This window comes from Ruegeria sp. S84, from assembly GCF_056583445.1.
In genome coordinates, this window is sequence record NZ_CM152618.1 from 456,852 (window position 1) to 480,037 (window position 23,186).

General features: G+C 56.6%; 26 protein-coding genes. 12 read left to right on the forward strand and 14 right to left on the reverse strand.

Features of this window, described 5'->3' with window-relative positions:
* The first annotated feature begins 36 nt into the window (after positions 1 to 36).
* The 3 genes from AC1DFB_RS02375 to AC1DFB_RS02385 are packed head-to-tail and all read left to right on the forward strand — an operon-like array spanning position 37 to position 830.
* Complete coding sequence (locus AC1DFB_RS02375; RefSeq protein ID WP_170420623.1) at positions 37 to 288, forward strand: DUF6455 family protein; 252 nt, start codon at positions 37 to 39, stop codon at positions 286 to 288.
* A 37-nt stretch (positions 289 to 325) separates the two neighbouring features.
* A complete protein-coding gene (locus AC1DFB_RS02380) occupies positions 326 to 568 on the forward strand; it encodes a DUF6455 family protein (protein WP_170465101.1) in 243 nt (80 codons plus the stop codon).
* A 4-nt stretch (positions 569 to 572) separates the two neighbouring features.
* Complete coding sequence (locus tag AC1DFB_RS02385; RefSeq protein ID WP_480922053.1) at positions 573 to 830, forward strand: DUF6455 family protein; 258 nt, start codon at positions 573 to 575, stop codon at positions 828 to 830.
* A 3-nt stretch (positions 831 to 833) separates the two neighbouring features.
* On the opposite strand, the gene AC1DFB_RS02390 is transcribed toward AC1DFB_RS02385, so the two are convergent.
* A complete protein-coding gene (locus AC1DFB_RS02390) occupies positions 834 to 1,076 on the reverse strand; it encodes a CDGSH iron-sulfur domain-containing protein (RefSeq protein WP_480922054.1) in 243 nt (80 codons plus the stop codon).
* A 215-nt stretch (positions 1,077 to 1,291) separates the two neighbouring features.
* Between AC1DFB_RS02390 and AC1DFB_RS02395 the strand changes: the two genes are divergently transcribed.
* The gene (locus AC1DFB_RS02395) at positions 1,292 to 1,480 is read left to right on the forward strand and encodes a hypothetical protein (RefSeq protein WP_255611743.1); all 189 of its coding nucleotides are present in this window, start codon (positions 1,292 to 1,294) and stop codon (positions 1,478 to 1,480) included.
* Between the two features lie 135 nt (positions 1,481 to 1,615).
* Positions 1,616 to 1,972 (forward strand): diacylglycerol kinase, encoded by a 357-nt coding sequence (locus AC1DFB_RS02400; protein ID WP_170392323.1) that lies wholly within the window; start codon positions 1,616 to 1,618, stop codon positions 1,970 to 1,972.
* A gap of 16 nt (positions 1,973 to 1,988) precedes the next feature.
* Here the strand turns inward: AC1DFB_RS02400 and rimO are convergent, their stop codons facing one another.
* Complete coding sequence (rimO, locus tag AC1DFB_RS02405; protein WP_480922055.1) at positions 1,989 to 3,386, reverse strand: 30S ribosomal protein S12 methylthiotransferase RimO; 1,398 nt, start codon at positions 3,384 to 3,386, stop codon at positions 1,989 to 1,991.
* 93 nt (positions 3,387 to 3,479) lie between these two features.
* Here rimO and AC1DFB_RS02410 point away from each other — a divergent pair, with 93 nt between their 5' ends.
* Positions 3,480 to 5,408: an AsmA family protein gene (locus tag AC1DFB_RS02410; protein WP_480922056.1), complete on the forward strand. Its 1,929-nt coding sequence runs from the start codon at positions 3,480 to 3,482 to the stop codon at positions 5,406 to 5,408.
* Positions 5,409 to 5,459: 51 nt separating this feature from the next.
* Here the strand turns inward: AC1DFB_RS02410 and AC1DFB_RS02415 are convergent, their stop codons facing one another.
* From AC1DFB_RS02415 to AC1DFB_RS02430, 4 genes are read right to left on the reverse strand one after another with little or no spacing between them, the layout of a single operon-like run.
* The gene (locus tag AC1DFB_RS02415) at positions 5,460 to 6,956 is read right to left on the reverse strand and encodes a phosphomannomutase/phosphoglucomutase (RefSeq protein ID WP_480761243.1); all 1,497 of its coding nucleotides are present in this window, start codon (positions 6,954 to 6,956) and stop codon (positions 5,460 to 5,462) included.
* 15 nt (positions 6,957 to 6,971) lie between these two features.
* Complete coding sequence (gene kdsA, locus AC1DFB_RS02420) at positions 6,972 to 7,805, reverse strand: 3-deoxy-8-phosphooctulonate synthase (RefSeq protein WP_480922057.1); 834 nt, start codon at positions 7,803 to 7,805, stop codon at positions 6,972 to 6,974.
* Positions 7,806 to 7,810: 5 nt separating this feature from the next.
* Complete coding sequence (locus AC1DFB_RS02425) at positions 7,811 to 9,397, reverse strand: capsule biosynthesis protein (RefSeq protein WP_170392313.1); 1,587 nt, start codon at positions 9,395 to 9,397, stop codon at positions 7,811 to 7,813.
* Positions 9,375 to 10,034, reverse strand: coding sequence for an ABC transporter ATP-binding protein (locus AC1DFB_RS02430; protein WP_170392311.1), 660 nt, complete (start codon positions 10,032 to 10,034; stop codon positions 9,375 to 9,377). Before AC1DFB_RS02430 ends, AC1DFB_RS02425 begins: the two co-directional genes overlap by 23 nt.
* Positions 10,035 to 10,242: 208 nt before the next feature.
* Between AC1DFB_RS02430 and AC1DFB_RS02435 the strand changes: the two genes are divergently transcribed.
* Both AC1DFB_RS02435 and AC1DFB_RS02440 read left to right on the forward strand, forming a co-directional pair.
* Positions 10,243 to 10,830 carry a uracil-DNA glycosylase family protein gene (locus AC1DFB_RS02435; RefSeq protein WP_480922058.1) on the forward strand — a complete coding sequence of 196 codons (588 nt, stop codon included), beginning with the start codon at positions 10,243 to 10,245 and terminating at the stop codon, positions 10,828 to 10,830.
* A complete protein-coding gene (locus tag AC1DFB_RS02440) occupies positions 10,823 to 11,611 on the forward strand; it encodes an SseB family protein (protein ID WP_170392307.1) in 789 nt (262 codons plus the stop codon). The genes AC1DFB_RS02435 and AC1DFB_RS02440 overlap by 8 nt, the downstream gene beginning before the upstream one ends.
* A 9-nt stretch (positions 11,612 to 11,620) precedes the next feature.
* On the opposite strand, the gene yghU is transcribed toward AC1DFB_RS02440, so the two are convergent.
* Complete coding sequence (gene yghU, locus AC1DFB_RS02445; RefSeq protein ID WP_480922059.1) at positions 11,621 to 12,496, reverse strand: glutathione-dependent disulfide-bond oxidoreductase; 876 nt, start codon at positions 12,494 to 12,496, stop codon at positions 11,621 to 11,623.
* A 242-nt stretch (positions 12,497 to 12,738) separates the two neighbouring features.
* Here yghU and AC1DFB_RS02450 point away from each other — a divergent pair, with 242 nt between their 5' ends.
* The gene (locus tag AC1DFB_RS02450) at positions 12,739 to 13,257 is read left to right on the forward strand and encodes a YHS domain-containing (seleno)protein (protein WP_170401708.1); all 519 of its coding nucleotides are present in this window, start codon (positions 12,739 to 12,741) and stop codon (positions 13,255 to 13,257) included.
* A 61-nt stretch (positions 13,258 to 13,318) separates the two neighbouring features.
* Here AC1DFB_RS02450 and AC1DFB_RS02455 read toward each other — a convergent pair whose 3' ends face one another.
* Positions 13,319 to 13,981, reverse strand: coding sequence for a J domain-containing protein (locus tag AC1DFB_RS02455; RefSeq protein ID WP_170401705.1), 663 nt, complete (start codon positions 13,979 to 13,981; stop codon positions 13,319 to 13,321).
* 203 nt (positions 13,982 to 14,184) lie between these two features.
* A complete protein-coding gene (gene metF, locus AC1DFB_RS02460) occupies positions 14,185 to 15,051 on the reverse strand; it encodes a methylenetetrahydrofolate reductase [NAD(P)H] (protein WP_480922060.1) in 867 nt (288 codons plus the stop codon).
* Between the two features lie 94 nt (positions 15,052 to 15,145).
* On the opposite strand from metF, the gene AC1DFB_RS02465 reads away from it, so the two are divergent.
* On the forward strand, positions 15,146 to 16,051 hold the full coding sequence (locus AC1DFB_RS02465; protein WP_480922061.1) for a LysR family transcriptional regulator: 906 nt from the start codon (positions 15,146 to 15,148) through the stop codon (positions 16,049 to 16,051).
* 95 nt (positions 16,052 to 16,146) lie between these two features.
* A complete protein-coding gene (locus AC1DFB_RS02470) occupies positions 16,147 to 16,932 on the forward strand; it encodes an inositol monophosphatase family protein (RefSeq protein ID WP_170401694.1) in 786 nt (261 codons plus the stop codon).
* A gap of 59 nt (positions 16,933 to 16,991) precedes the next feature.
* Here the strand turns inward: AC1DFB_RS02470 and bhcD are convergent, their stop codons facing one another.
* The 4 genes from bhcD to bhcA form a co-directional block, all read right to left on the reverse strand.
* Complete coding sequence (bhcD, locus tag AC1DFB_RS02475; protein ID WP_170401691.1) at positions 16,992 to 17,957, reverse strand: iminosuccinate reductase BhcD; 966 nt, start codon at positions 17,955 to 17,957, stop codon at positions 16,992 to 16,994.
* 72 nt (positions 17,958 to 18,029) lie between these two features.
* Positions 18,030 to 19,193 carry a 3-hydroxy-D-aspartate aldolase BhcC gene (bhcC, locus tag AC1DFB_RS02480; protein WP_170735554.1) on the reverse strand — a complete coding sequence of 388 codons (1,164 nt, stop codon included), beginning with the start codon at positions 19,191 to 19,193 and terminating at the stop codon, positions 18,030 to 18,032.
* An 11-nt stretch (positions 19,194 to 19,204) separates the two neighbouring features.
* A complete protein-coding gene (gene bhcB / locus AC1DFB_RS02485) occupies positions 19,205 to 20,176 on the reverse strand; it encodes a beta-hydroxyaspartate dehydratase BhcB (RefSeq protein WP_170512431.1) in 972 nt (323 codons plus the stop codon).
* Between the two features lie 11 nt (positions 20,177 to 20,187).
* Positions 20,188 to 21,378 (reverse strand): L-aspartate--glyoxylate aminotransferase BhcA, encoded by a 1,191-nt coding sequence (gene bhcA, locus AC1DFB_RS02490; protein WP_480922062.1) that lies wholly within the window; start codon positions 21,376 to 21,378, stop codon positions 20,188 to 20,190.
* Positions 21,379 to 21,581: 203 nt separating this feature from the next.
* On the opposite strand from bhcA, the gene AC1DFB_RS02495 reads away from it, so the two are divergent.
* Positions 21,582 to 22,403, forward strand: coding sequence for an IclR family transcriptional regulator (locus tag AC1DFB_RS02495; protein WP_480922063.1), 822 nt, complete (start codon positions 21,582 to 21,584; stop codon positions 22,401 to 22,403).
* A gap of 7 nt (positions 22,404 to 22,410) precedes the next feature.
* Here AC1DFB_RS02495 and AC1DFB_RS02500 read toward each other — a convergent pair whose 3' ends face one another.
* Positions 22,411 to 23,154 (reverse strand): rhomboid family intramembrane serine protease, encoded by a 744-nt coding sequence (locus AC1DFB_RS02500; protein WP_170512427.1) that lies wholly within the window; start codon positions 23,152 to 23,154, stop codon positions 22,411 to 22,413.
* Between the last annotated feature and the right edge of the window lie 32 nt (positions 23,155 to 23,186).

Sequence of the window (23,186 nt, forward strand, 5' to 3'; positions counted from 1 at the left end):
TACTCTTTCCATAGAGTGAATGGAAAAGGAAACCGCATGTCTGATCGTGAAACGCTGCGACGTCACGCCGACCTTGTAGATCGGATGGCCACGACGCTGGGCGTAGATTTGCAAGAAGTTGCCATCGAAGGGGCCTTACAGTTCGACGAAATCTCGGACGCGGTATTGCGGTGTACGGAATGCCCGAATCCGGGCCATTGCAAGGCCTTTCTGGCCAAGAACCTGACAGCGCCCGACACACCTGAATACTGCCGCAATCACGAGCTGCTGAACAGGCTCAAGCCGTAACGCCAAAGGGGGTACCGTGCCACGACTTGGACGGATCATGACCCATCTTCGCCTTGTATTGCGAATGGCACAGGCGACGGGAGCCGACCTTGCCACCGCACATCGCGACGGGCACCTGAGCCAACAGGAATGGGCAGATATGGTTCAGCTCTGCCGCGGGTGCGAATGGGCGCGGGCATGCCCAGACTGGTTGAACGAGAACGAAACGGCGGAAAGCGCGCCCTGCACCTGCCCAAACCGACACAGGTTCGCCACCTTGAGGGTCAGCAAGCAAAGGTGATCAAATGGATCGAACATCACTGGGCGAGATCGAAAAACACTTTTGGCTGACACGCTCGGTCGCGCGATCCTTAGGGATTTCTCTGACCGAAGCAATGGCCGAAGGGAAACTGACACCTGCCGACTACGCTCAGATGGTGACCCGATGCCGGGGCGCAATATGCGACGAACGTTGTCAGATATGGCTTGCTGCACAACAAGGACTGGCTGAGAAAGCGCCTGATTTTTGTGCCAATGCTGAGGTTTTGAACGACTTGACCTGACCTTCAGAGCTTATTGTGCGTTCCGTCGCATAACGGCGGGTTGGCGCAGTGCTTACAGCCACAAAAAAACACCTTTTTGCTGGCCTCAGCAGTATATTTTACGGGTTCAAACGACGTATCTTTGTGCGAACCATCGCAAAACGGTTGCCGCTTGGATTTGCCACAGGCGCACCAGAAATAGGTTTTTCCTTCGGTCACTTCGACCGGATAGGGTGATTTCTGGGCGATGCTCGGGACGTCTGACATGTGGCTACTCCGTCTTTGGCTGATGTCGAAGTCAAAGTTTAGGGCTCTTTGTCAAAAAAGGTAGACTGCGAATGTAAACCCGCCTTCCAGCGTGGTTTCGCCTTTATTCACGAATGCGTTATCGATTCGGTTGCCATATGAAATTCTTGGTCCTATTCTGATACCGGCCCCGAAAAACTGGGCAATATCAGAAAAGTAATAGAGGATTGATGGACATGAAACTGAAATTTGCTGCTATCTGCGCCACGGCCGTTGTATTGACTGCGTGCTCGCAGCAAGAGGAACCGACCCCGGTTTACATCCAGCCCGACTATGACAAGTTTGGTACACCCAGTTGCTCGGCAGGCTATGAACTGGCCACAACCGAAGCAGGCCAGACCGTATGTAACCCGGTCACCCAATAAGTATTAAGCAGGCGGTTCTGATCGCAGGGCCGCCTGCGCACCTCTAAAAAGAACACCGCCTTCGAGGCGGTTTTTTCTTGCCTTTCTGCTGTGGGTCGCGGACGTCTCCTTGCAGGACGACTGATCGGAATCCCCATGCGCAAATTCTTTGACCACCTAAAGGATCGTACCCGCTGGAGCTGGCAGGGCCTGGCTGCAACCTGGCGGCAAGAGTATTCGTTTCGTGGGTGGGTTTGGGCCAACCTGATTTCTGCTTTATTGGCGCTTGCACTCCCCCTAGGTACGGCAGAACGGGCGCTGATCCTTGCTTTGGGCATTCTGGTCTTGGTGGCCGAGCTATTTAATACGGCCATCGAGCGTGCCGTCGATCACACCTCGACCGAGCACCACGCGTTGGCGGGGCAAGCCAAGGATGCAGCAAGTGCAGCGGTGGCGTTGTCTGCAATCGCTGCCGGAGTGGCGTGGATCGTGATTTTGATCGGCCTGCTCTAGGGACAGACGCCTTTTGTCACGCCAAGGGGTGCAAACGCCCCCACAAGTCGTATTCTCCGGCCTCATCCACCTCGACCGTGACGATATCCCCGGGTTTCAGGCCTTCGAAGCCTTCGTCGATAAACAAGTTGCCATCGATTTCTGGAGCATCGGCCTTAGTGCGGCAGGTCGCGGCCTCTTCATCCACCTCGTCTACGATGACATCGAGTTTTTGGCCAACCTTTGCTGCCAGCTTGGCCTCAGAAATGGCCTGAGCTTTCTCCATGAAACGCTCCCATCGCTCTTGCTTGACCTCGGCCGGGACGTGATCCGGCAGGTCGTTCGAGCGGGCGCCATCGACATTTTCGTACTGGAAACAGCCGACACGATCCAACTGCGCTTCGTCCATCCAGTCCAGGAGCGTCTGGAACTCTGCCTCGGTTTCGCCGGGGTAGCCGACGATGAACGTGGACCGCAAAGTGATATCCGGACAAATAGCGCGCCAGTTGGCAATCTCGTCCAGAGTTTTTGCCCCGGCGGCAGGGCGGGCCATACGTTTCAGAACATCGGGATGCGCATGTTGGAATGGAATGTCGAGATACGGCAGCACATTGCTACCCGCATCTGCCATCAGCGGGATCAAATCGCGCACATGGGGGTAGGGATAGACGTAGTGAAGCCTGACCCACGCATCGAATTGGCCGAGTTCCCGTGCCAGATCGGTGATATGGCTGCGCACCTCCCGATCTTTCCATGGGTTCACGTCATACTTACGATCCAGCCCATAGGCCGAGGTATCCTGTGAGATCACAAGCAGTTCGCGCACACCGCTGTCGACAAGTTTCTCAGCCTCGCGCAGCACTGCATGGGCCGGGCGGCTTGCGAGTTTACCGCGCATGTCGGGGATGATGCAAAACTTGCACTTATGATTACAGCCCTCGGAAATCTTGAGATAGCTATAGTGGCGCGGGGTAAGTTTGACGCCCGAAGCGGGCAGCAGATCGACATAAGGGTTTGGGTCGGGTGGTACGGCTGCATGTACTGCGTCCAGCACCTGTTCGTACTGATGCGGTCCTGTAACCGCCAGAATGCGCGGATGGTGTTCCCGGATATAGTCAGGCTCAGCCCCCAAACAGCCGGTCACAATGACCTTGCCGTTTTCAACCAATGCCTCGCCAATTGCGTCCAGCGACTCGGCCTTGGCGCTGTCCAGAAACCCGCAGGTATTCACAATAACGGCATCAGCACCCGTGTAGTCCGGCGAAATACCGTACCCCTCGGCCCGCAACCGGGTCAGGATGCGTTCGCTGTCAACCAGCGCTTTAGGACAACCCAGCGACACCATTCCAAGGGTCGGTTGGCCACGGCGGGGCGTCTCGGCGATCCGGGCCTCTGGGGCCAGATCAGGGCGAAGGTTCGGTGGGTTCGTGCTCATGGCCGGGCATATAGAGGGGAAAGCTTCCCCTTGCAAATCCCGCCCGCTCGGGGCTGACTTGAAACAGAGCAGAAAGGCCGGAAAGGCAGACCCATGAAGTGGCTCATTCGTTTTCTATTTCTCATAGTTGCAGCCTTCGGGCTAGTCATTGGTGCCTTGCTGCTGATGCCAGGCGAAAAACTGGCGACAATACTTGCTGAACAAGTCAAGGCGCAAACAGGCCGCGATCTCGCGTTGACCGGTGACGTCAAACTGTCATTTTGGCCGGTATTGGGGATGGAAACCGGCCCTGTGACATTTGGCAATGCGCCTTGGGCCGGGCCGGAACCGATGCTTAGCGCCCAAAGCCTCGCGGTTGGGGTCGATGCCTCGGCGTTGTTGTCTGGGAATATCCGGATCAAACGGGTGTTGGCCGATAGCCCGGTTCTACGCCTTGAACGCGCCGATGGGCGCGGCAACTGGGAGCTGCATCAGCCAGGTAACTCCTCGCAAACGGGCGCTACGGCGCAAGCCGTTGAAAGCCGACCCATCACGCTCGAGCGGTTGGAACTGACCAATGCGCGCCTAATCTATCTTGAGAATGGCGCGGTTAGTATGGATTTTGCCGATGTCGATCTTTCGGCCCGCTGGCCTGACGTAACGGCCCCAATGGAAATGCAAGCCAGTATGTCCGTCCCCGGAGGCAGCGTCGCAGTGGACCTTACCATCCCCGACTTGCCCGCATTTTCCAGCGGCGCTGTCACGCCGTTGCAGCTGAGCCTAACCGCGCCTGGCGGAGATATTCAGTTCTCGGGCCGGGTGAATCTGGCCGGCGAAATGGATGGCAAGACGACGGTCACGGCCAAGGACACCCAAAGGATGCTGGCCGCGTTTGGTCAGGGAGGAGTCACCGTGCCCGAGGGACTAGGACAGGTCGCGAGCGTATCCGGGCAGATGACCTATACCCGGGACGGGCGGATTTCATTGCGCAACATGATCGCGGTTCTGGATCAAAACCGGCTCGAGGGCGAAGCTGACATCCAGATTTCAAATCCGCCCCGGATGACTGCGCGTCTGAACGCAGGTGATCTCGACTTATCGAAAGTAAGCGGAGGCAACGCTTATGACGGCGCCTCAGATACGGAAGGGTGGTCAAAAGCCCCAATTGATGCGTCGTTTCTGGCGCTGGCAAATGGCAAGATCCGCTTGCAAGCCACCTCGATTGCGGTTCCGGGTATGACCTTTGGGAAAAGTGATCTGACACTCAGCCTTGATCGGTCGCGGGCTGTATTGCAGATGCACCCGGCCTCGCTGTTCTCGGGGCAATTGAACGGCCAGGTGGTCGCCAATAATCGCAACGGTCTGTCGGTTGGTGGAAATCTGAAAGCTGCCAATATCGATATCAACGAAGCGCTCGAAACGCTTGGGGATATCAAACGGCTTTCGGGCACCGGTTCAGGCAATCTTGAATTTCTGGGCGTCGGACAGAGCGAAGATCAGATCATGCGATCGCTCAGCGGCAAAGGAGATATCGAGGTCGGGCGGGGCGTTATCTCGGGGCTGGATCTTGACCGCCTTATGGGGCGGGGAAAGGGATCGGGTGGTACGACCGTATTCAACAGCCTTACGGCCAGCTTTACGATGAAGAATGGCGACTTGACCAACAAGGACCTGTTGATGCAGCTGGATAATTTCCGGGCGGACGGTACGGGCCGCATTGGCTTAGGAGCTCGCGATATCGATTATCTGTTTACACCAGTCGCCCTGCGCGCCAACTCAGGGCAGGGGATATCGGTACCCGTCCGAATTAAAGGTCCGTGGAGCGACCCGTCGATCAAGCCGGACCTTACCAAAGTCATTGAGGCGGCAGCCGAAGGCAAAGTTAAAGAACTGGAAGACGACGCAAAGAAGAAGGTTTTGGAAAAGGTTGGTAAAGAACTGGATACCACGGTGACGGATTCCGGTCACATCGAAGACGCGCTGAAGAACAAGCTAGAGGATGAGGCCAAGAAAGGCCTGCTCAAGCTGTTTGGCGGGGATTGATCTAAACGCGATAACAAAGGGCGCCGAAATGGGCGCCCTTCATAGTGTCATTTAGATTGTCTGATCGTATTCGCCCACGCCGGGTTCAGTTCGAATGACGGCGTCGATATCTGCGAAGATCGCGCGCATTTCATCCTCGCTTTCGCTGCTTTCGCAGACGACGACCAGATTGGGTGTATTGGATGACGCGCGAACGAGGCCCCAACTGCCATTGTCCAGAATGACCCGGGCTCCATTGACGGTCACGACCTCTTTGATAGCCCGCCCTGCGAAGTGTTCGCCGGCGTCGGCTTTGGCAACCAATTTGCCGACCAGGCGCTGCAGGATATCGTATTTCTCCGTATCCGCTGCGTACGGAGACATGGTGGGCGTCGACCATGTCCTTGGCAGTGCTTTCCGAAGGTCTGACATGCTTTTGTCCGGGTTGCGGTCCATCAGTTTGCAGATTTCCACCGCCACGCGCATTCCGCAGTCGTATCCGCGCCCGACCGGTTCCGCCAAGAAATAGTGTCCCGATTTCTCAAACCCAGCCAGCGCACCGATTTCCTTGACCCGGCGCTTCATATGGCTATGGCCGGTTTTCCAGTAGTCGGCTTTGACCCCAAGCGCTTGCAACTCGGGATCGCTGGCGAACAGCCCAGTGGATTTCACATCGGCTACAAAGGTCGAACCTGGATGCAGCTTGGCCAGATCACGGGCCATGATGATGCCGACCTTATCGGCAAATATCTCTTCGCCTTCGTCATCCACAACACCGCAACGATCGCCATCCCCATCAAACCCTAGCGCCAGGTCCGCGCCGGTGGATTTGACTGTGTCGGCCATGTCATGCAGCATTTCCATGGCTTCCGGGTTCGGGTTGTAATTGGGGAATGTGTAATCCAGCCGTGTGTGGCTGGGCACAACCTCAACCCCGATCCTTTCGAAAATCTCGGGCGCGAAGGCGGCGGCGGTGCCGTTTCCGGTGGCGCAGACCACTTTCAGCGGACGTGACATTCTGAAGTCACCGACCAGATCGTAGATATAGGCTTCTTTCACACCGTCGACGAATTCATATGACCCGCCCGGGCGCGCGACGCCTTCCCCATTCAAGACGATGTCGCGCAGTTCCGACATTTCGTCAGGGCCGTGGGTCAGTGGGCGGTCAAAGCCCATTTTGACGCCGGTCCAACCGTTCGGGTTATGGCTTGCCGTGACCATCGCAACCGCCGGTACGTCCAGATGGAATTGCGCGAAATACGCCATCGGGCTGAGCGCTGGGCCGATATCTTTCACCTGAATACCCGCCTGCATAAGTCCAACGATCAGAGCGTTTTTGATCGACAGGGAATAATCACGATAGTCATTTCCCACTGCAATCACGGGTTCGATCCCGCGTTTGAGCATCTGTGTGCCCAGACCCAAACCCAGGGCCGTCATGCCTGGCAGATTGATCTCATCGGGGTATTTCCAACGCGCGTCATATTCGCGAAAGCCCGTGGGCTTGATCATCGGATCGCGCAGAAAGCTCCAGGTGTTTGGGGTCACCTCAGGCAAAGGCTTGGTCATCACAAATCTCAATCGTTAAATCTGAATTGGGTTTTCTTTGGCCAGCGCATCAAATCGCATCAATGTGTCAACCAGATGGCCCATTTGATCCAGAGGGATCATGTTCGGCCCATCTGAGGGGGCGGTGTCGGGATCCTGATGGGTTTCTATGAAAACGGCTCCGACGCCCAGAGATACAGCGGCGCGCGCCATCACCGGCGCAAACTCACGCTGTCCACCCGAGGAACCACCTTGGCCGCCGGGCTGTTGCACCGAGTGGGTCGCGTCCATGACGACCGGGTATCCGGTTTGCGCCATCTGCGGCAGCGATCGCATGTCCGCGACCAGCGTATTGTAGCCAAACGAAGTTCCACGCTCGGTCAGCAGGATGTTCTGATTGCCTGTGCTTTCGATCTTAGTGACGATATTCGGCATTTCCCACGGGGCGAGAAACTGTCCCTTCTTCACGTTGACCGCTTTTCCGGTATTGCCCGCCGCCAGCAGCATGTCCGTCTGACGACACAGAAACGCAGGGATTTGCAGAATATCGACGGCCTCAGCCGCAATCGCGCATTGCGCTTCGGTATGGACATCGGTCAGTACCGGTATGCCCATGGTCTTGCGGATATCTTCCAGCACCTGCAGCCCGGAATCAATGCCCATGCCGCGCTTGCCGGACAGCGAGGTCCGGTTGGCTTTGTCATACGAAGCCTTGAATACATACCGCGCCCCGGCGGCGTCACATGCTTCTTTCATAGTGCCTGCGATCATCTGGGCGTGATCGGCGGTTTCAAGCTGGCAAGGGCCGGCAATGATGGTCAGCGGAAGGTCGTTGCCAACCGTCAGGTCGGCTATTTTTACATGTTTCATGAGTCTTACGAGGATACCTGTTCACGAAGGACCGACGCGGTAAGCGAGATCATCAGGTAGATACCAGCAAATAACAGGAATGCCAAAATCGTATTTTCGAACTTGCGCGGATAGCTAGGCTCCTGGCTGGCGACCGGGTTCACCGAGACGGTCAGATACCGCACTTTTCGATTGGCCTCGGTCCGCGTAGCTTCCATTTGCTGCATTGCCGTTTGCAGCATCATGTCACGCGCCGCCAGATCGGCCTGAGCCATCTGGATTCGCACGCTCAAACGCGCCAGCGAATTTTCGCCCGCCGACACATCCAGCATCTCAGCATTCAACTCATCAAGGACCGCTTGCAGCCGCGCGATATCCGCCCGTGTACCATCCACCTTGGCCTGGTTGGGGCGCGTATTATCGAGAAGCGCGGCCAATTGTAGTTCTTTGTCCTGCAGCTCGAATTCGAACTGATCGATCCTTCCTCGCAGGCTGGCGATCACACTTTGCGGGTCCAGTATCGCACCTTGTAGCTGCAGTTCGATCAGGTCTTCCTGAGCCTGTCTGCGTGCCTCTTGCGCAGCCTCAAAACTCGCCAAGGCATCGCGCATCTGGTCTTCGCGTTTCAATTCAGTCAGACCATTGATGGTCTCTTCCGCGTAAGAGATAAGCCGCCTGGACAAATCGACCGCTATCTCGGGGCTCGGCGCTGCGACCTCCATTCGGATGACGCCGTCACTAGGATCATATCCGATTGTGATCATACGCTTATAAAGCTTGTAGGTTTCTTCAAGCGTCGCATCAGCCGGCAATCGTTGGATCGGGTCTATCCAATCCTGCCGAAAAAACTCAGTAAATCCGACATCACGCTCAAGCCGTTCCAATGCATCCTTGGATTCCAGAAATTCCTGAGTGGACACGGAATCCTGCGCCGTCGCAAACTGCGTGCCCGCCAGAAATCCACCGAACGAGGCACCGCCGCCATCCGCTTGCAAGATCGAAAACACCGAGTCGCTGGCATACATCGGCGTCGCCACGCGATAGAAATAGTAGCCCACGATAAACGTTGGAATGAATACGAACACCGTCAATCGTGCGAATAGCCCGGCAAGCTTGCGGCGGCGGCGGCGGGCGATGTCTTTCTGGATCTGCCCGATTTCATATTCACGACGTTCGGCCGGGCTGAGTTCGGGTCCTGGCAGGTTCTTCTGCGAGTCCCTGGTCGTTTGCGGCAGGTGAATCTTTATATTGTCTTGCGCGGCGTCATCACCAGTTGGCTTACCTTGGTCAGGAGCTGCCAGATCAAGCAGGTTTGTGCGCTGAAACGGATCAATTCCTTTCTTTCGTAACAGCCGGACCGCATCGTAGTCAGACGTCGCCGCCAGCCCGTTCTTGTGCGCCAAACGCCGCGCGACGCGCAATTGACGCCCTGTCAGACCTTCGCGTTTGATCGCATCCAACTCGTTGCCCGGTTGCTGAGTGTCGTCAGCCGAGTCTGTGCCTTGGGTCGCCTTTCGGATGCGCGAAATGGCGTCCGAGCGTGCCTCAGCAGTGCCAGAACCGCGTGCCGTGCGGTCGGGATTGTATTTCCTAGCCTTGGGTTTGGTAGTCATAGAGCTGCTTTGCCTCTTCCAAGGTTTCAAACATGTAAAGCTGGCCGTCTACCAAAACCGCAGCCTGCCGCGCGAATTTTTCAAGAAGCGAAGGGTTGTGCGATACGATCACCAAAGTCGTTGTCCGCAGCTTCTCTTTCAGAATGTCGCCCGCCTTCTTGTTGAACTCGACATCGGTTGTCGAGGGCATCCCCTCATCGATCAGATACATATCGAAATCCAGGGCCAGCATCAGTGCAAATGTAAACCGGGCCCGCATTCCGGACGAATAGGTTCCGAGCGGCTGGTCGAAATACTCACCCAAGTTGCACAGCCATTTGCAGTAGGCTTCGACATAGTCGGGATCCATGCCGTAGATCTTCGCGATATAGCGTGCGTTCTCCAGCGCGGACAGGCGCTTGGCCACACCACCTGCAAAGCCCATGGGGAAGGATACGCGGCAGTCGCGCCGAATCACGCCTTCGTCGGGCTTTTCCAGCCCTGCCATCATGTTGATCAACGTGGTCTTGCCGGTTCCGTTCGGGGCCAGCACGCCAAGAGATGTTCCAAGCTCGACCCGGAACGAGACCCGATCCAGAATCACCTTGCGGCGGGTTCCGGTCCAGAAAGACTTGCTGACATTTTCGAATTCCAGCATGTGCGGCCTGCAGATCGCTCGGGGTTTTGACGGTTTGAGGATCGGTGTGCTACCGATCCATGTTGGCCACATTATGTCGAAATATGAAACAAATGATCAATGCGCATCCGCGTTCATGACATTGATGTGTTGCAAGGACGGTTTCATTGGCTCGTGGATAGATGATGCCTATCTTCATCGATGAACATTGCAAAAGCCTGTTGATCCGATGAATTCGCTGATTGAGGACATCCAAGCCTGCTGTTTGTGTGCGGACAGGTTCGCGCAGACCGCGACTGCGCACCAGCCGCGCCCGGTGGTTTGGTTTCGCCCCGGTGCGCGCATTTTGATCGCAGGTCAGGCACCGGGCGCGCGCGTCCATGCTTCAGGGAAGCCTTTCACCGACCCTTCGGGTGATCGGCTGCGGGATTGGCTGGGACTGGATGAGAACGCATTTTATGACCGTTCGCGCGTATCCATCGTGCCGATGGCGTTTTGCTTCCCCGGATACAATGAGCGCAAGGCCGACCTGCCTCCGCCGCCGATATGCGGGCGCACCTGGCATGACAAGGTGATGGCTGCGTTGGGAGAAGTACCGTTGACGATCCTCGTCGGGGGTCATGCCCATAAATATCATCTTGGCGTGAACACACCGGTCACCGAGACTGTTAGTCTTTGGCGAGACCATGCGCCGCGCGTCTTTGCCTTGCCTCACCCGTCCTGGCGCAATACGGCTTGGCTGAAGAAAAACCCCTGGTTCGAGGCCGAGCTGTTGCCGGTGCTACAGAAACGGGTGCACGAGGTTCTGAATGACTGAAGCCACAGCTTTGGATGCTGCACATGCCGCCATGCAGGCGGCCCCGGAAGACGACAACGCTCGACTACGCTTTTTTGAAAGACTGGCCGATAGCGAGCTCTTTCTGATGCTCACCGAAGAAGCGAAGGATGAAAGCATTTCGCCCGAGCTGTTCGATGTGGCGGATGGTCGTTTTGTTCTGGTGTTTGATCTTGAGGAACGACTGGCTGCATTTGCGGGTCGACCGGTCCCCTATGTCGCTCTGTCGGGTCGTGTTCTTTCAGGGATGTTGTCGGGGCAGGGGGTCGGGCTGGGTCTGAACCTTGATGTTGCACCGTCGTCGATGTTGATCCCCGCTGAAGCGCTCGGTTGGTTGTCTGACACGCTGCAGCATGGTCCTAAGGAGGTGCAGCAGCGACTTGCCGAATTCCATCCGCCCTCCGGTTTGCCTGATGTTCTGTTAACCGCGCTTGATGCAAAGCTGGCGACGGCTGCAGGTCTGGCTGCGGCGGCGTTTCTGGTTGGAACAAGGACCGAGGATGGGGGGCAGGGTCATTTGTTGGGTTTTGTTTCGGCGGTCGAAGGCGCGCAGCCAGCGCTTGCACGCGCCGTATCCGAGGCATTGACCTTTTCGGGGATCGAGGCCGGAGCGCTGGATGTTGGCTTTTTTGAAGTGCAGGATCCGGCTACTTCTGCCCTGGCAAAGGTTGGGCTGCGGTTCGATTTGCCCCAGCCTCAAGCGCCCCAAATGGAAAGGGCCGCGCCGGGCAGTGATCCCGAGCGGCCCCCAATATTGAAGTAGCGCAGGACGTTAATCCGCCGCTTCCAGTTTATCCTGCGTGCGGGTCTCAAAATCGCTGGCGTCATGACGTTCGTGCAACTGCGTATGCGGCTCTCCAAACGCACGATTGACCATCCGGCCGCGCTGAACGGCGGGGCGAGCATCGATGGCATTGGCCCACCGCATCACGTTTTCATAGCTTTCGACATCCAGGAATTCTGCCGCATCGTATAGACGGCCCAGAACAAGCTGCCCGTACCACGGCCAGATCGCCATGTCGGCGATCGTATAGTCCTGACCTGCGATATAAGGCTTATCGGCAAGTTCCAGTTCCAGCACATGCAACTGGCGTTTGGCCTCCATCGCGAAACGGTCGATCGGATATTGCCATTTCTCAGGCGCATAAGCGTAGAAGTGGCCAAAGCCACCGCCCAGATAAGGCGCGCTGCCCATCTGCCAGAACAACCAGTTCATCACTTCGGTCCGCTCGGCACCGCTGGCGGGCAGAAACTCACCGAATTTCTCAGCGAGATGCAGCAAGATGGAGGCGCTCTCGAAAACGCGCACAGGTGTTTCACCTGAATGATCCCACAGCGCCGGTATCTTCGAGTTAGGATTGGCCCCGACAAAGCCCGAGCTGAACTGATCACCTTCACCGATGTTGATCAGCCACGCATTGTATTCGGCCCCGGAATGGCCCAATGCCAAAAGCTCCTCCAGCATGACCGTAACCTTGACGCCGTTCGGGGTGGCGAGCGAATACAGTTGAAGCGGGTGCTTCCCGACCGGGAGATACTTTTCGTGGGTCGCACCAGCTATGGGCCGGTTTATATTGGCAAAGCGTCCTCCGCTTTCGCTGTCCCAAGTCCAGACCTTTGGGGGTGTGTAAGTGGATTGTTCGCTCATCTTTTGCCTTTCTGCATCATTTGGCCAAAACGCGCCGCCTTCACAGCTAATATTGCAAAACTCAAAGTCCAACCCCGGATGTGGCGAGATATTTGTAACATTGCGCCTCGTTCACCTCACAAAACCCCTCTGGTTTTCACAGCGGCGCGAGGGGGTCTTCGCGCCGGGCCAAAATTACCTATTGTTTGACCAGACCCGCAGTTCGGGTGACCAGAAACCGTAAGGACATGAGGACCAATCACATGAAACGCTTTGCGCTGACCCTTGCCGCGACGCTGGCTTTTGCCGTGCCCGCGTTCGCCGGAGAACAATATGTTGATGGCACCGGATTTGCCGTATCGGGATACGACGTTGTTGCTTACCGCAGCCTGGATCAGGTTCCTGTAGGCCAGTCGCAACCCGAGGCCGTTCGCGGTCGGGCCGACATCACCGCAGACTATAATGGTGTTACCTGGGCGTTTGCGACCGAAGAGAACCGTGACAAGTTTCTGGAAAACCCGGCCTTTTACGCACCGCAATATGATGGCCATTGTGCATACGGCGTGTCGAAAGGCGGCAAGGTTCCGGGCAACCCAAATCTGTGGCGTATTGTCGATGACAAGCTCTATCTGAACATCACTGATGTTGTTGTTGGTTTCTGGGAAGAGGATGTTCCGGCCAACATCGACCTGGCGGAAGGCAACTGGCCCGGAATCGAAGGGGATGCCGCTTCGACCAGCGTGATCCCAAAATTCACATCAGAAGGCCCAATTTCCAACTGATTCCGATTAATGAAAGAAAGCCCGGCCACTAAGGCCGGGCTTTTTTCGTTGGCGGGTTCTCTCACCCCGCCAACTCGAACATATCCCGCATGTGTTGATCCGCTTCGAACCGTATTGTTACACTCTTGGCACCGGGAAATTTTCTCTCGCGTATCGGGTCAGGAATGACAATCTCACCGGAGCCCGAGCCTTTGGACCGAAAGGTCAGAATCTCTGTTTCTGACTTGCGGTAGCCGGAAAGGACCGAGGTTGGCAATGCAACGCGGTTAGACCCTTCGCAGACTGACGATGCGACGAAGTAGGTAAGATCGCGCCCGAAGCATCCGATTGCATCAGGAACATGGTCCGAAGATTCGCGGGCGCTTTTGGCGGCGTCCGGTTCACCCAGTTCCGATAAATCCTTCAGCGCGCGTTCAGGTTTTAACAGATCGTGACAAGCTTTGATTTCATCTGCGGCCAGTTCGATTACGCGTTTCTTCAAACGAGGACGACGCGGTGTAGAAGAATCTAAACCGTTTTTGCGTGTCATCCCTTCTTTACGCAAAAAGTCATAGGCTGATTTAGCATCCGAAAAACCGGAATAATCACCGTCGGTATGATCAGGATGATCGTGGAACGCGATTTTGCGCCAGGCTTCACGAATCTCGTTTGCGTTTGCATTTGGGGGCAGACCAAGAACCTGCAACGCTTCGGCCCGAGCCTGTACCTTGCTCACTGGCTTCATACTCAAAACACTCATAAAAACTACAACTGGGTCAGATTGCCATTGATCACATTTTTGTCAAATTTTTTCAGGAATTAGACTGAGGTAGGGCAACAGTTGACGGGTGCATATCGAGATTGTCGCCTGCGCAGCGGTTGTCGCAAATGAGCATGGCAGACGACTGCCATGCCCGGCGATACAGGGCAAACGCAAAAACTGTGGGATCAGGCGACGTTCTGCAATTCGGTCTGGGGTGTAATGCCCAGGGCAAAGCAGACATCCCGAGTAAGCTCAGGTCGGTTGAGCGTATAGAAATGCAGTTTGTCCACGCCGCCTTCTATCAGGTCCGAGCAGAGTTCGGTGCATAACGCCGTCGCCAGAAGATCTTCGCGATCGTCCCGGATTGCTTTGTCAAATGCGTTCTCGATCCAGTCGGGAATGTGGGCGCCACAGCGTTTTGCAAAGTTACGCGCACCCTTCCAGTTCTCGATGGGAAGAATGCCCGGTACGATAGGCTTGTCGATCCCCGCTTTTTCGCAGGCATCGCGAAACCGGAAGAAGGTTTCAGCCTCGAAGAAGAATTGGGTCAACGCCTCGTCCGCGCCCGCATCCAGCTTGGCCTTTAACCAATCCACATCAGCGCGGGCATTGCGTGCTTCTGGATGTTTGTCCGGATAGGCGCCGACACGGATGCTGAACATCTCGGTCTCGGCCAGTGCAGAAATCAGTTCTACCGAGTTGGTGAAACCATCAGGGTGGGGGGCGAACCGGTCTTGACCTTTAGGGGGGTCGCCACGCAGGGCAACGATATCCTGAACGCCTGCGCGCGCGAATGTGTCTGCGATCTCAAGCGTCTCCCGACGCGAGGCATCGACACAGGTCAGATGCGCAGCAACAGGCAGCCCCGAGGATTTGTGCAAGGTTGCAACTGCATCACGCGTCAACTCACGTGTTGTACCACCAGCACCATAGGTCACCGATACAAACCGTGGGTTCAGCGGCGCCAAGGTCTGAACCGTATCCCAAAGGCGAAACGAGGCCTCCAGAGTCTGCGGCGGGAAGAACTCGAATGAAATCTCAGGCTTGGTCATGGTGGCCTCGTAGCTGTCATTTATGCCCTTGTGCCATCAGATGCATTGTGAGACAAACTCATATTGTTCAACAACAACATGAGTTGCGTGAGTAATGCATATCGAATTTCGCCACTTACGGACGATCAAAGCCATCCACGAATGCGGTGGGCTTGCGCGTGCAGCTGATCAGCTAAACATCACGCAATCCGCACTAAGTCACCAGATCAAGGGGTTGGAAGATCAGGCCGGGGTCGAGCTGTTTTTACGTCGATCCAAGCCGATGAAGTTGTCGGCAGCTGGTTTGCGGCTGCTGCGTCTCGCTGAACAAATTCTGCCTCAGGTCGAGGCGATGCAGGATGAGTTTTCATCGCTGCGCGACGGTCGCACCGGTCGGATGCACATTGCGATCGAATGTCACGCTTGTTTCGAGTGGCTGTTTCCGGTGCTTGAAGCTTTCCGTAAATCCTGGTCAGACGTTGATGTGGATATCCGCCCGGGCCTTGCATTCGACGCGTTGCCCGCCTTGCAGAAGGAAGAGGTTGATCTGGTGGTGTCCTCTGACCCCGAAGATCTGCCGGGTGTCGAATTTGTCGAACTCTTTGACTACCAGGCCGTATTTGTCGCGGCGTCTTCGCATCCATTGGCTGAAAAGCTCTATATCGAAGCTGAAGATTTCCGAGGTCAGACACTGATTACCTACCCGGTCGAACGAACCCGTTTAGATGTTTTCAGTCAGTTGCTGATCCCGGCCCGGGTCGAGCCTGCCACCATCCGACAGGTTGAACTGACCGCTGTGATCTTGTTGTTGGTGGCTTCGAATAGGGGCATATCCGTTCTTCCGGACTGGGTGGTGCGCGAGGTAAAGTATAGCTCGGACTACGTCACGCGCCCGCTTACCAAAGATGGGATTACCCGCAGGTTATATGCTGCGGTCCGCAGCGAAGACCTTGAAAAACCCTTTGTGCAAGAGTTGGTGAAACTGGCGCGGACCGAGGCGCGTAAGCTTCAGACTCAATAACACCGGACGCAGATCAGCCATGCGCATCATTCCTCTTGGCAAGGGCGCGTTGCCCCAGTATACGCGCGGCTTGACCGGACAGGAGCCTATGGAAAATGGTTGGCAGTGCAAATCTCAACATCATGATCAAGGCCGCGCGCAAGGCGGGGCGTTCTCTGGTCAAGGATTTTCGTGAAGTCGAGAACCTGCAGGTGTCGATGAAAGGTGCGGGCGACTTTGTGTCGAAGGCCGATATCGCGGCCGAAGCCATCCTGAAAGAGGAATTGCTGGGTGCCCGTCCGACCTATGGTTGGCTGGCCGAAGAGGGCGGCGCGATTGGCGGTGAAGACCCGACTCGTCGCTGGATCGTCGACCCACTGGATGGGACCACCAACTTCCTGCACGGGCTGCCGCACTGGGCCGTTTCAATCGCGTTGGAACATAAGGGCAAGATCGTTTCGGGTGTGATCTATGACCCTGCCAAGGATGAGATGTTCTTTGCCGAAAAAGGCGAAGGTGCGTGGATGAACGACATGCGCATCCGTGTGTCGGGCCGCCATCGCATGATCGAGTCGATCTTCGCGACAGGTCTGCCATTCGGTGGCCGTTCGGACCTGCCTGCGACCTTGCAGGACCTCGCCCGTCTGATGCCTACCTGTGCAGGTGTTCGTCGCTGGGGTGCTGCCGCGCTGGACATGGCCTATGTGGCCGCCGGTCGTTACGAAGGCTTTTGGGAGCGTCGCCTAAACGCCTGGGATCTGGCCGCAGGCATCATCATCGTGAAAGAGGCGGGCGGCTTTGTTCAGGCGCTGAACCCCGAAGGCAGCGTGCTTGAGGATGGCGAAGTGATCTGCGCCAATGAACCGATCTTTGACAATTTCGCAAAGGTAATTCGGGGCTGATACTCAACCCCGGTCTTTTGATCATGGTACGCGCGTCCGGTCCGGGCGCGCGTTTTGGTTTAGAAGTCGACCTCGATCGCGATCCCTTGCTGGACCGCCAGATCAACTGCCGCGCTGGCAACCGCAAGATCTTGCAGCCCCACGCCAGTACCGTCGAACACGGTCACCTCAGCCTCGGACACACGCCCGGGATGGGTCCCGTTAATGACCTCTCCGATCTGCCGGATATCGCCTTCGGCTTTCATTTCGGCAGCCACGGCATGCTGGCTTTCACCCAAGGTCACGGCCTGCGCGACTTCGTCGGTAAAGACGCTTGCGCGCGCGATCAGGTCTGTGGCGACCTCTTGCTTACCGACGGTATCGGTGCCCATACATGCGATGTGTGTGCCGTCGGAGACGTGCTCGGACATCAGTGTTGGCGCGAAGGAGGAGGTGATGGTGATAATCACATCCGCCTGCACCATGACGGGCAGATCCACAGCCTCAAAAGGCAGCCCCGCTTCAGCCGCGACCTTTTCGAGATTTGGCAGCATTTCTGGATGCAAGTTCCAGCCTATGACTTTCTCAAAGTTTCGCTGTTCCAATGCCGCGCGCAATTGGAATGTCGCCTGATGCCCGGCGCCAACCATTCCGATCACCTTGGCATCTTTGCGTGCCAAATGGTTGATCGAAACCGAAGAGGCTGCAGCCGTGCGCAGCGCGGTCAGCAGGTTGCCCCCAACGATGGCCCGAACGCGACCCGTATCTGGATCAAACAAAAACACGGTGGATTGGTGATTGATCAGCCCGTGCGTTTGCAGATTGTTTGGCCAATACCCGCCTGCTTTCAGGCCAAGGTTCATGCCCGCGCGATCAAACCCGCCCTTGAACCCATAGAGCGCATCCGCATGACCTATGGCCTCGCGCACGACCGGGAAGTTGTAGGCATCCCCAGCCGCCATCGCGGCAAACACCTGCTCAACCGCAGTATAGCTTTCCTGTCGGCCTAACAGAGCGCCGATTTCCTTTTCAGGAACGATGATCATCGCGTTTGTCTTTCTTTTTGATGGCATTAGAAAGGGCGGTGCTAAACGTCCGCCCCTGCATTCATCTGTAATTCAATAGGCCTTGCCACGGGCAGAGACCGGCCAAAGGGCTTCAACCTTGCCGCCGCGCACACCGACGTACCAGTCATGAACGTTGCAGGTCGGGTCACAGTGGCCGGGCACCAGCCGCAGCTTGTCGTTGACCTTCAGCACCCCATCCGGATCGCCAATCACCCCGTGTTCGTCCGAGCACTTCAGGTATTCCACATCGTCCCGCCCAAAGATGAAGGGCAGGCCGCTATCGACGGATTGCGCCTTCAGGCCCGCATCGCAGATTGCCTTGTCCGCTTTGGCGTGGCTCATCACGCTGGTCAGAATGAACAAGGCGTTTTCCCATTCACACTGATCGATCCGTTGACCGTCCTTGTCCAGAATTCGACCGTAATCAGCATCCATGAAGGCATAAGAGCCGCACTGCAGCTCGTTATAAACGCCCGAGTTGCTTTCGAAGTAATAAGACCCCGTACCGCCTCCCGAAACCAGCTCGCAGTCGATCCCTTCAGCCTTCAATCCGTCGACGGCATCCTTGACCATGGCGATTGCGGTATCCAGTTTTTCTTTGCGTGCCTCATACGTATCCAGATGCTGCATCGCGCCTTGATAGGCCTGAATGCCGGTAAATTTTAGGTTAGGGGCGGCCTCAACCGCCTTGGCGATTTCGATCACGGCGGGGGTCGTGGTGACACCACAGCGGCCCGCGCCGCAGTCGATCTCGACAAAAACCTCCAATTCAGTGCCATGCTTAGCGGCAGCAGCAGACAGGTCAGCGACGTTGTCCACATCGTCGACGCAAACGATTGTGCGTGCACCAAGCTTAGGCAGGCGCGCCAGTCGGTCGATCTTGGCCGGGTCCCGCACCTGGTTCGAGACCAGAATGTCTTTGATGCCGCCGCGCGCAAAAACCTCGGCCTCGGACACTTTTTGGCAGCAGACGCCGACCGCGCCGCCCAGTTGTTCTTGCAATTTCGCGACGTCCACGGATTTGTGCATCTTGCCATGCACCCGGTGCCGCATCCCATGCGCCTTGGCATAGTCGCCCATCTTCTTGATGTTGCGCTCCAGCGCGTCCAGATCAAGGATCAGGCAAGGCGTCTGGATTTCGGATTCATCCATGCCAATCGCGGCAGGGATGTCATAGCCAACTTCGAATTGATCACTGTTCATCGGTTTGTTCATCCTGTTTCTCCTTACCCTTTCAGCCAGGGCAGCTTGTCCAGATCCACGTTGCCGCCGGTGATGATGACGCCGACGCGCTTGCCCCGGAAGGTGTCGGGGTTCTTAAGAATGGTGGCCAGAGGAACGGCCGAAGACGGCTCCATCACCACGCGCAAGTATTTCCAGGTGAGTTTCATTGCGTCGATGATCTCTTGCTCGGACGCGGTGAAGATGTCGGTCACATTGTTCGACACAAAGTGCCATGTGTTTTCCTTGAGCGGGACCAACAGCCCGTCCGCCACCGTTTTGGGGGCATCGTCCGCAATGATATGACCCGCTTTGAAGGAACGGTACGCATCGTCCGCCTGCTCAGGCTCAGCCGCATAGATCGCGGTTCCTGGTGCCAGGTTCGAGACCGTCAGACAGGTGCCTGATACCATGCCGCCGCCACCGATTGGCGCGATAACTGCATCCAGGCCATCGGTCTGCTCAAGCAATTCAGCCGAACATGTGGCCTGACCAGTGATAACACGAGGGTCGTTGTACGGGTGCACGAACTCTCCGCCTGTTCGGGCCTGCACCTCGGCAAACGTTGCCTCGCGGGAAGAGGTGGATGGCTCACATTCAGTGATCGTACCACCAAAGCGTCGTACCGCGTCTTTCTTGGCCTGCGGCGCGGTTCGCGGCATCACCACATTGCATGGAATGCCCCGGCGACCAGCCGCATATGACAGCGACAGGGCGTGGTTCCCGCTTGAGTGGGTGCAAACACCCTTGGTCGCCATTTCATCGCTTAGGCCGAAGACCGCATTACTGGCACCGCGCACTTTGAATGCACCTGCTTCCTGAAAGTTCTCGCATTTGAAGAACAGCTGTGCGCCGGTCAATTCATTCAGATAGTCCGAGGTCATTACCGGTGTGCGCCGGATGTGCGGCCTGATCCTTTCGTGCGCAGCCTGCACGTCAGCATAGGTCAGTTCGGCGACGGGGATTTGATCCAACATGACTGCCCTCCCTAAGCTGCCGCTTTTGCGTGGCTGGTTGAGCTGGCGCGATAGAATTCCTGCGCCGCAGCGACCCCGCTGCCAAGCTTCACCGGGTAGTTCAGATCGGCCATGGCCATCTCGACCGTGGCCAGCCCCGACAGGACCATAACATCGGTCAGGCTGCCCAAGTGGCCAATACGGAACGCTTTGCCATTCAACTCACCCAGACCAATGCCGAAGGATACCCCATAGGTGTTGAAGGCATGGTCAGTCAGTTCGTTGCTGTCGAAACCTTCGGGCACAAAAATGGCGCTGACGGTATCCGAGTAGAGGTCAGGAGATTGTGCGACCAACTTCAGGCCCCAGGCCGCAGTCGCGTGGCGCACACCTTCGGCAAGGCGAGTGTGGCGGGCATACACATTGTCCAACCCTTCCTCGAACAACATCTTAAGGCTTTCGCGCATGCCGTAGATCAGCTGCAGCGGCGGAGTATAGGGAAAGCCGCCAGACGCATTTGCCGACATCATATCACGGAAATCAAAGAAGGTGCGTGGCAGTTGCGCGGTCTCTATCGACGCCAGTGCCTTGGGGCTAACGCATAGGATTGCCATGCCGGTGGCCAGCATGAGCCCCTTTTGCGACCCCGAGACCGCAATATCCACGCCCCACCGGTCAAACTCGAACGGCATTGAGGCCAGAGAGCTCACGCAATCCACAAACATCATGGCCGGGTGATGTGCCGCATCCATCGCATTGCGCACAGCGCTGATATCGGAACGCACACCTGTCGCGGTTTCGTTATGCGTCACCAATACGGCCTTGATTTCATGCGTTTTATCCGCGGACAGGATGGCCTCGAACCTGTCGGCTGGCGCGCCTGCTCCCCATGGGCATTCAACAATCTGAACGTCCAACCCGTGTCTTTCGCACAGATCGATCCAGCGATGGCTGAAGACGCCGTAGCGGGCGACAAGAACCTTGTCACCGGGGCTGAGCGTATTTGTAATAGCTGCCTCCCAACCGCCCGTTCCGCTGGCTGGAAAAGTGACGATCTGGCCTTCGGTGGTTCCAAAGACCTGTTTTGTATCCTCCAGTACCGGGGCGAAGGTTTCAACGAAGTCCGGGGCGCGGTGGTCTTGCGTCTGAACCTGCATGGCAAGGCGCAAACGATCAGGAATATTGGTTGGGCCTGGGATAAAGACCGGGTTTTGATGCGACATAACTCAATCCTCTGCTTTGGACCCAAGTGTCGCTTGAACGGTTGTGTGTTGCAATTTTCTTGAAAAATATTTTCATTTTATCCGTTAAATTGATAAGGTGCTGAAACGGATAGGAATTCAGTTTATCAAAATGATCTCGGAGAATTCCGGACCAGAAAAATTGGTGCGGGTTTTCGGGGGAAAGTCCGAAAGCCAGGTGAGAAATGGAAACGCAAAAGCGACCGCGCGGCAGACCCAAATCGCTGTTTAAAGAAAGTTCGGCCGGGACCATGCAATCATTGGATCGGGCGCTGGGCGTACTGACCACCGTTGCCCGGCTAGAGCGCGTCGCGCTAAGCGATCTTGCCCGCGAGGTCGATGTACCGACGGCCACCACGCATCGCATTCTTGTGACACTGCAAAAACACGGATTCGTATCCTTTGATGAGGAACGGCAGGAATGGCTGGTCGGGATCGAAGCATATCGGACCGGTGCGTCTTTCCTGCGGCGCAACAGCGTTCTGGAAATCGGCAGGCCGATCCTGCGGCGTCTGATGCAAGACAGTGGTGAGACCGCAAATCTCGCCGTACCCGATGGTGCAGAGGTGGTCTTTGTCGGGCAGGTCGAAACTCAGAACCCCATCCGGGCCTTCTTTCCACCCGGTGCGCGGACGCCCATGTATGCGTCTGGTACAGGAAAGGCTATTCTCGCTGCGTTGAGCGAAGAGAGTTTAGGCAAAGTTCTGGGCCGGATTGATCCGGTTGCTTTCACTGAAAATACGCAGTTGCCCGCTGCGGGACTGTATGCAGATCTGGCTGAAACTCGTATCCGAGGTTGGTCTTACGATCACGAAGAACGGTATGAAGGTATGTCTTGCATTGGTGCGGCTATCTTCAATGACAGGGCTGAGCCTTGCGCCGGTATCTCGGTATCCGGACCGACCGTAAGGTTCAGCCGCGAACGCGCGCCCGAGTTGGGCGATCTGGTCATGCGCGCGGCGCAAGAGATCACCCACCTGAGCGGCGGCAGGCTACCCAAGAGCTGACGCTTGATTATTTGCGCGGCACTCTGGGGATGCGCGATTGCGAGAGTTTGTACTTGTGTTCCGGATGCGGTGGATGGCCGTGGGTGCGGTTCCAGAACCCAGTCCCTCCGCGCCTGAGCCACAGGGGGATGCACAGGATCAGGCCAACAAAGAACCCTCCGGTATGCGCCCAGTAGGCAACGCCTCCTTCATCGGGATTGCTGGAGAGGCTGCCAAGGAATTGCAGGCCCAGCCAGACACCCAGCATGATAAAGGCCGGGATAGTGAAGATCCGGATATAGACGATCAGAATCAACAGGATATCTACGCGCGCTTTTGGGAAAAGCAGAAGATAGCCGCCCATGACACCGGCTATCGCTCCGGACGCGCCAATTGTTGGCACCACCGAATCCGGTGCCGAAAAGACGTGAATCAACCCTGCTCCGATTCCTGCCAGCAGATAGAACACGAGAAACAGCACATGCCCCATTTCGTCTTCGAGGTTGTCGCCGAATATCCACAGGAACAGCATGTTTCCCGCCAGATGCATCCAGCCCCCATGCAGGAACATTGACGTCACGAGTGTCTCGAATCCATAGCCGTCAGTTATCCGAGCAGGAATGACCGCGTAGTCAATATAAAGCTGATTGATCAGCCGCGCATCCTCCATGACACCCACATAGCTGAGGAAGATCAGGATGTTCGCAGCCATAAGGGCATAAACAACAAACGGAGTACGCCCCGAAGGGTTATGGTCTCGGATCGGAAACATGGCGCGACGCTGGGCTTTTCGCCGCCCAGCGT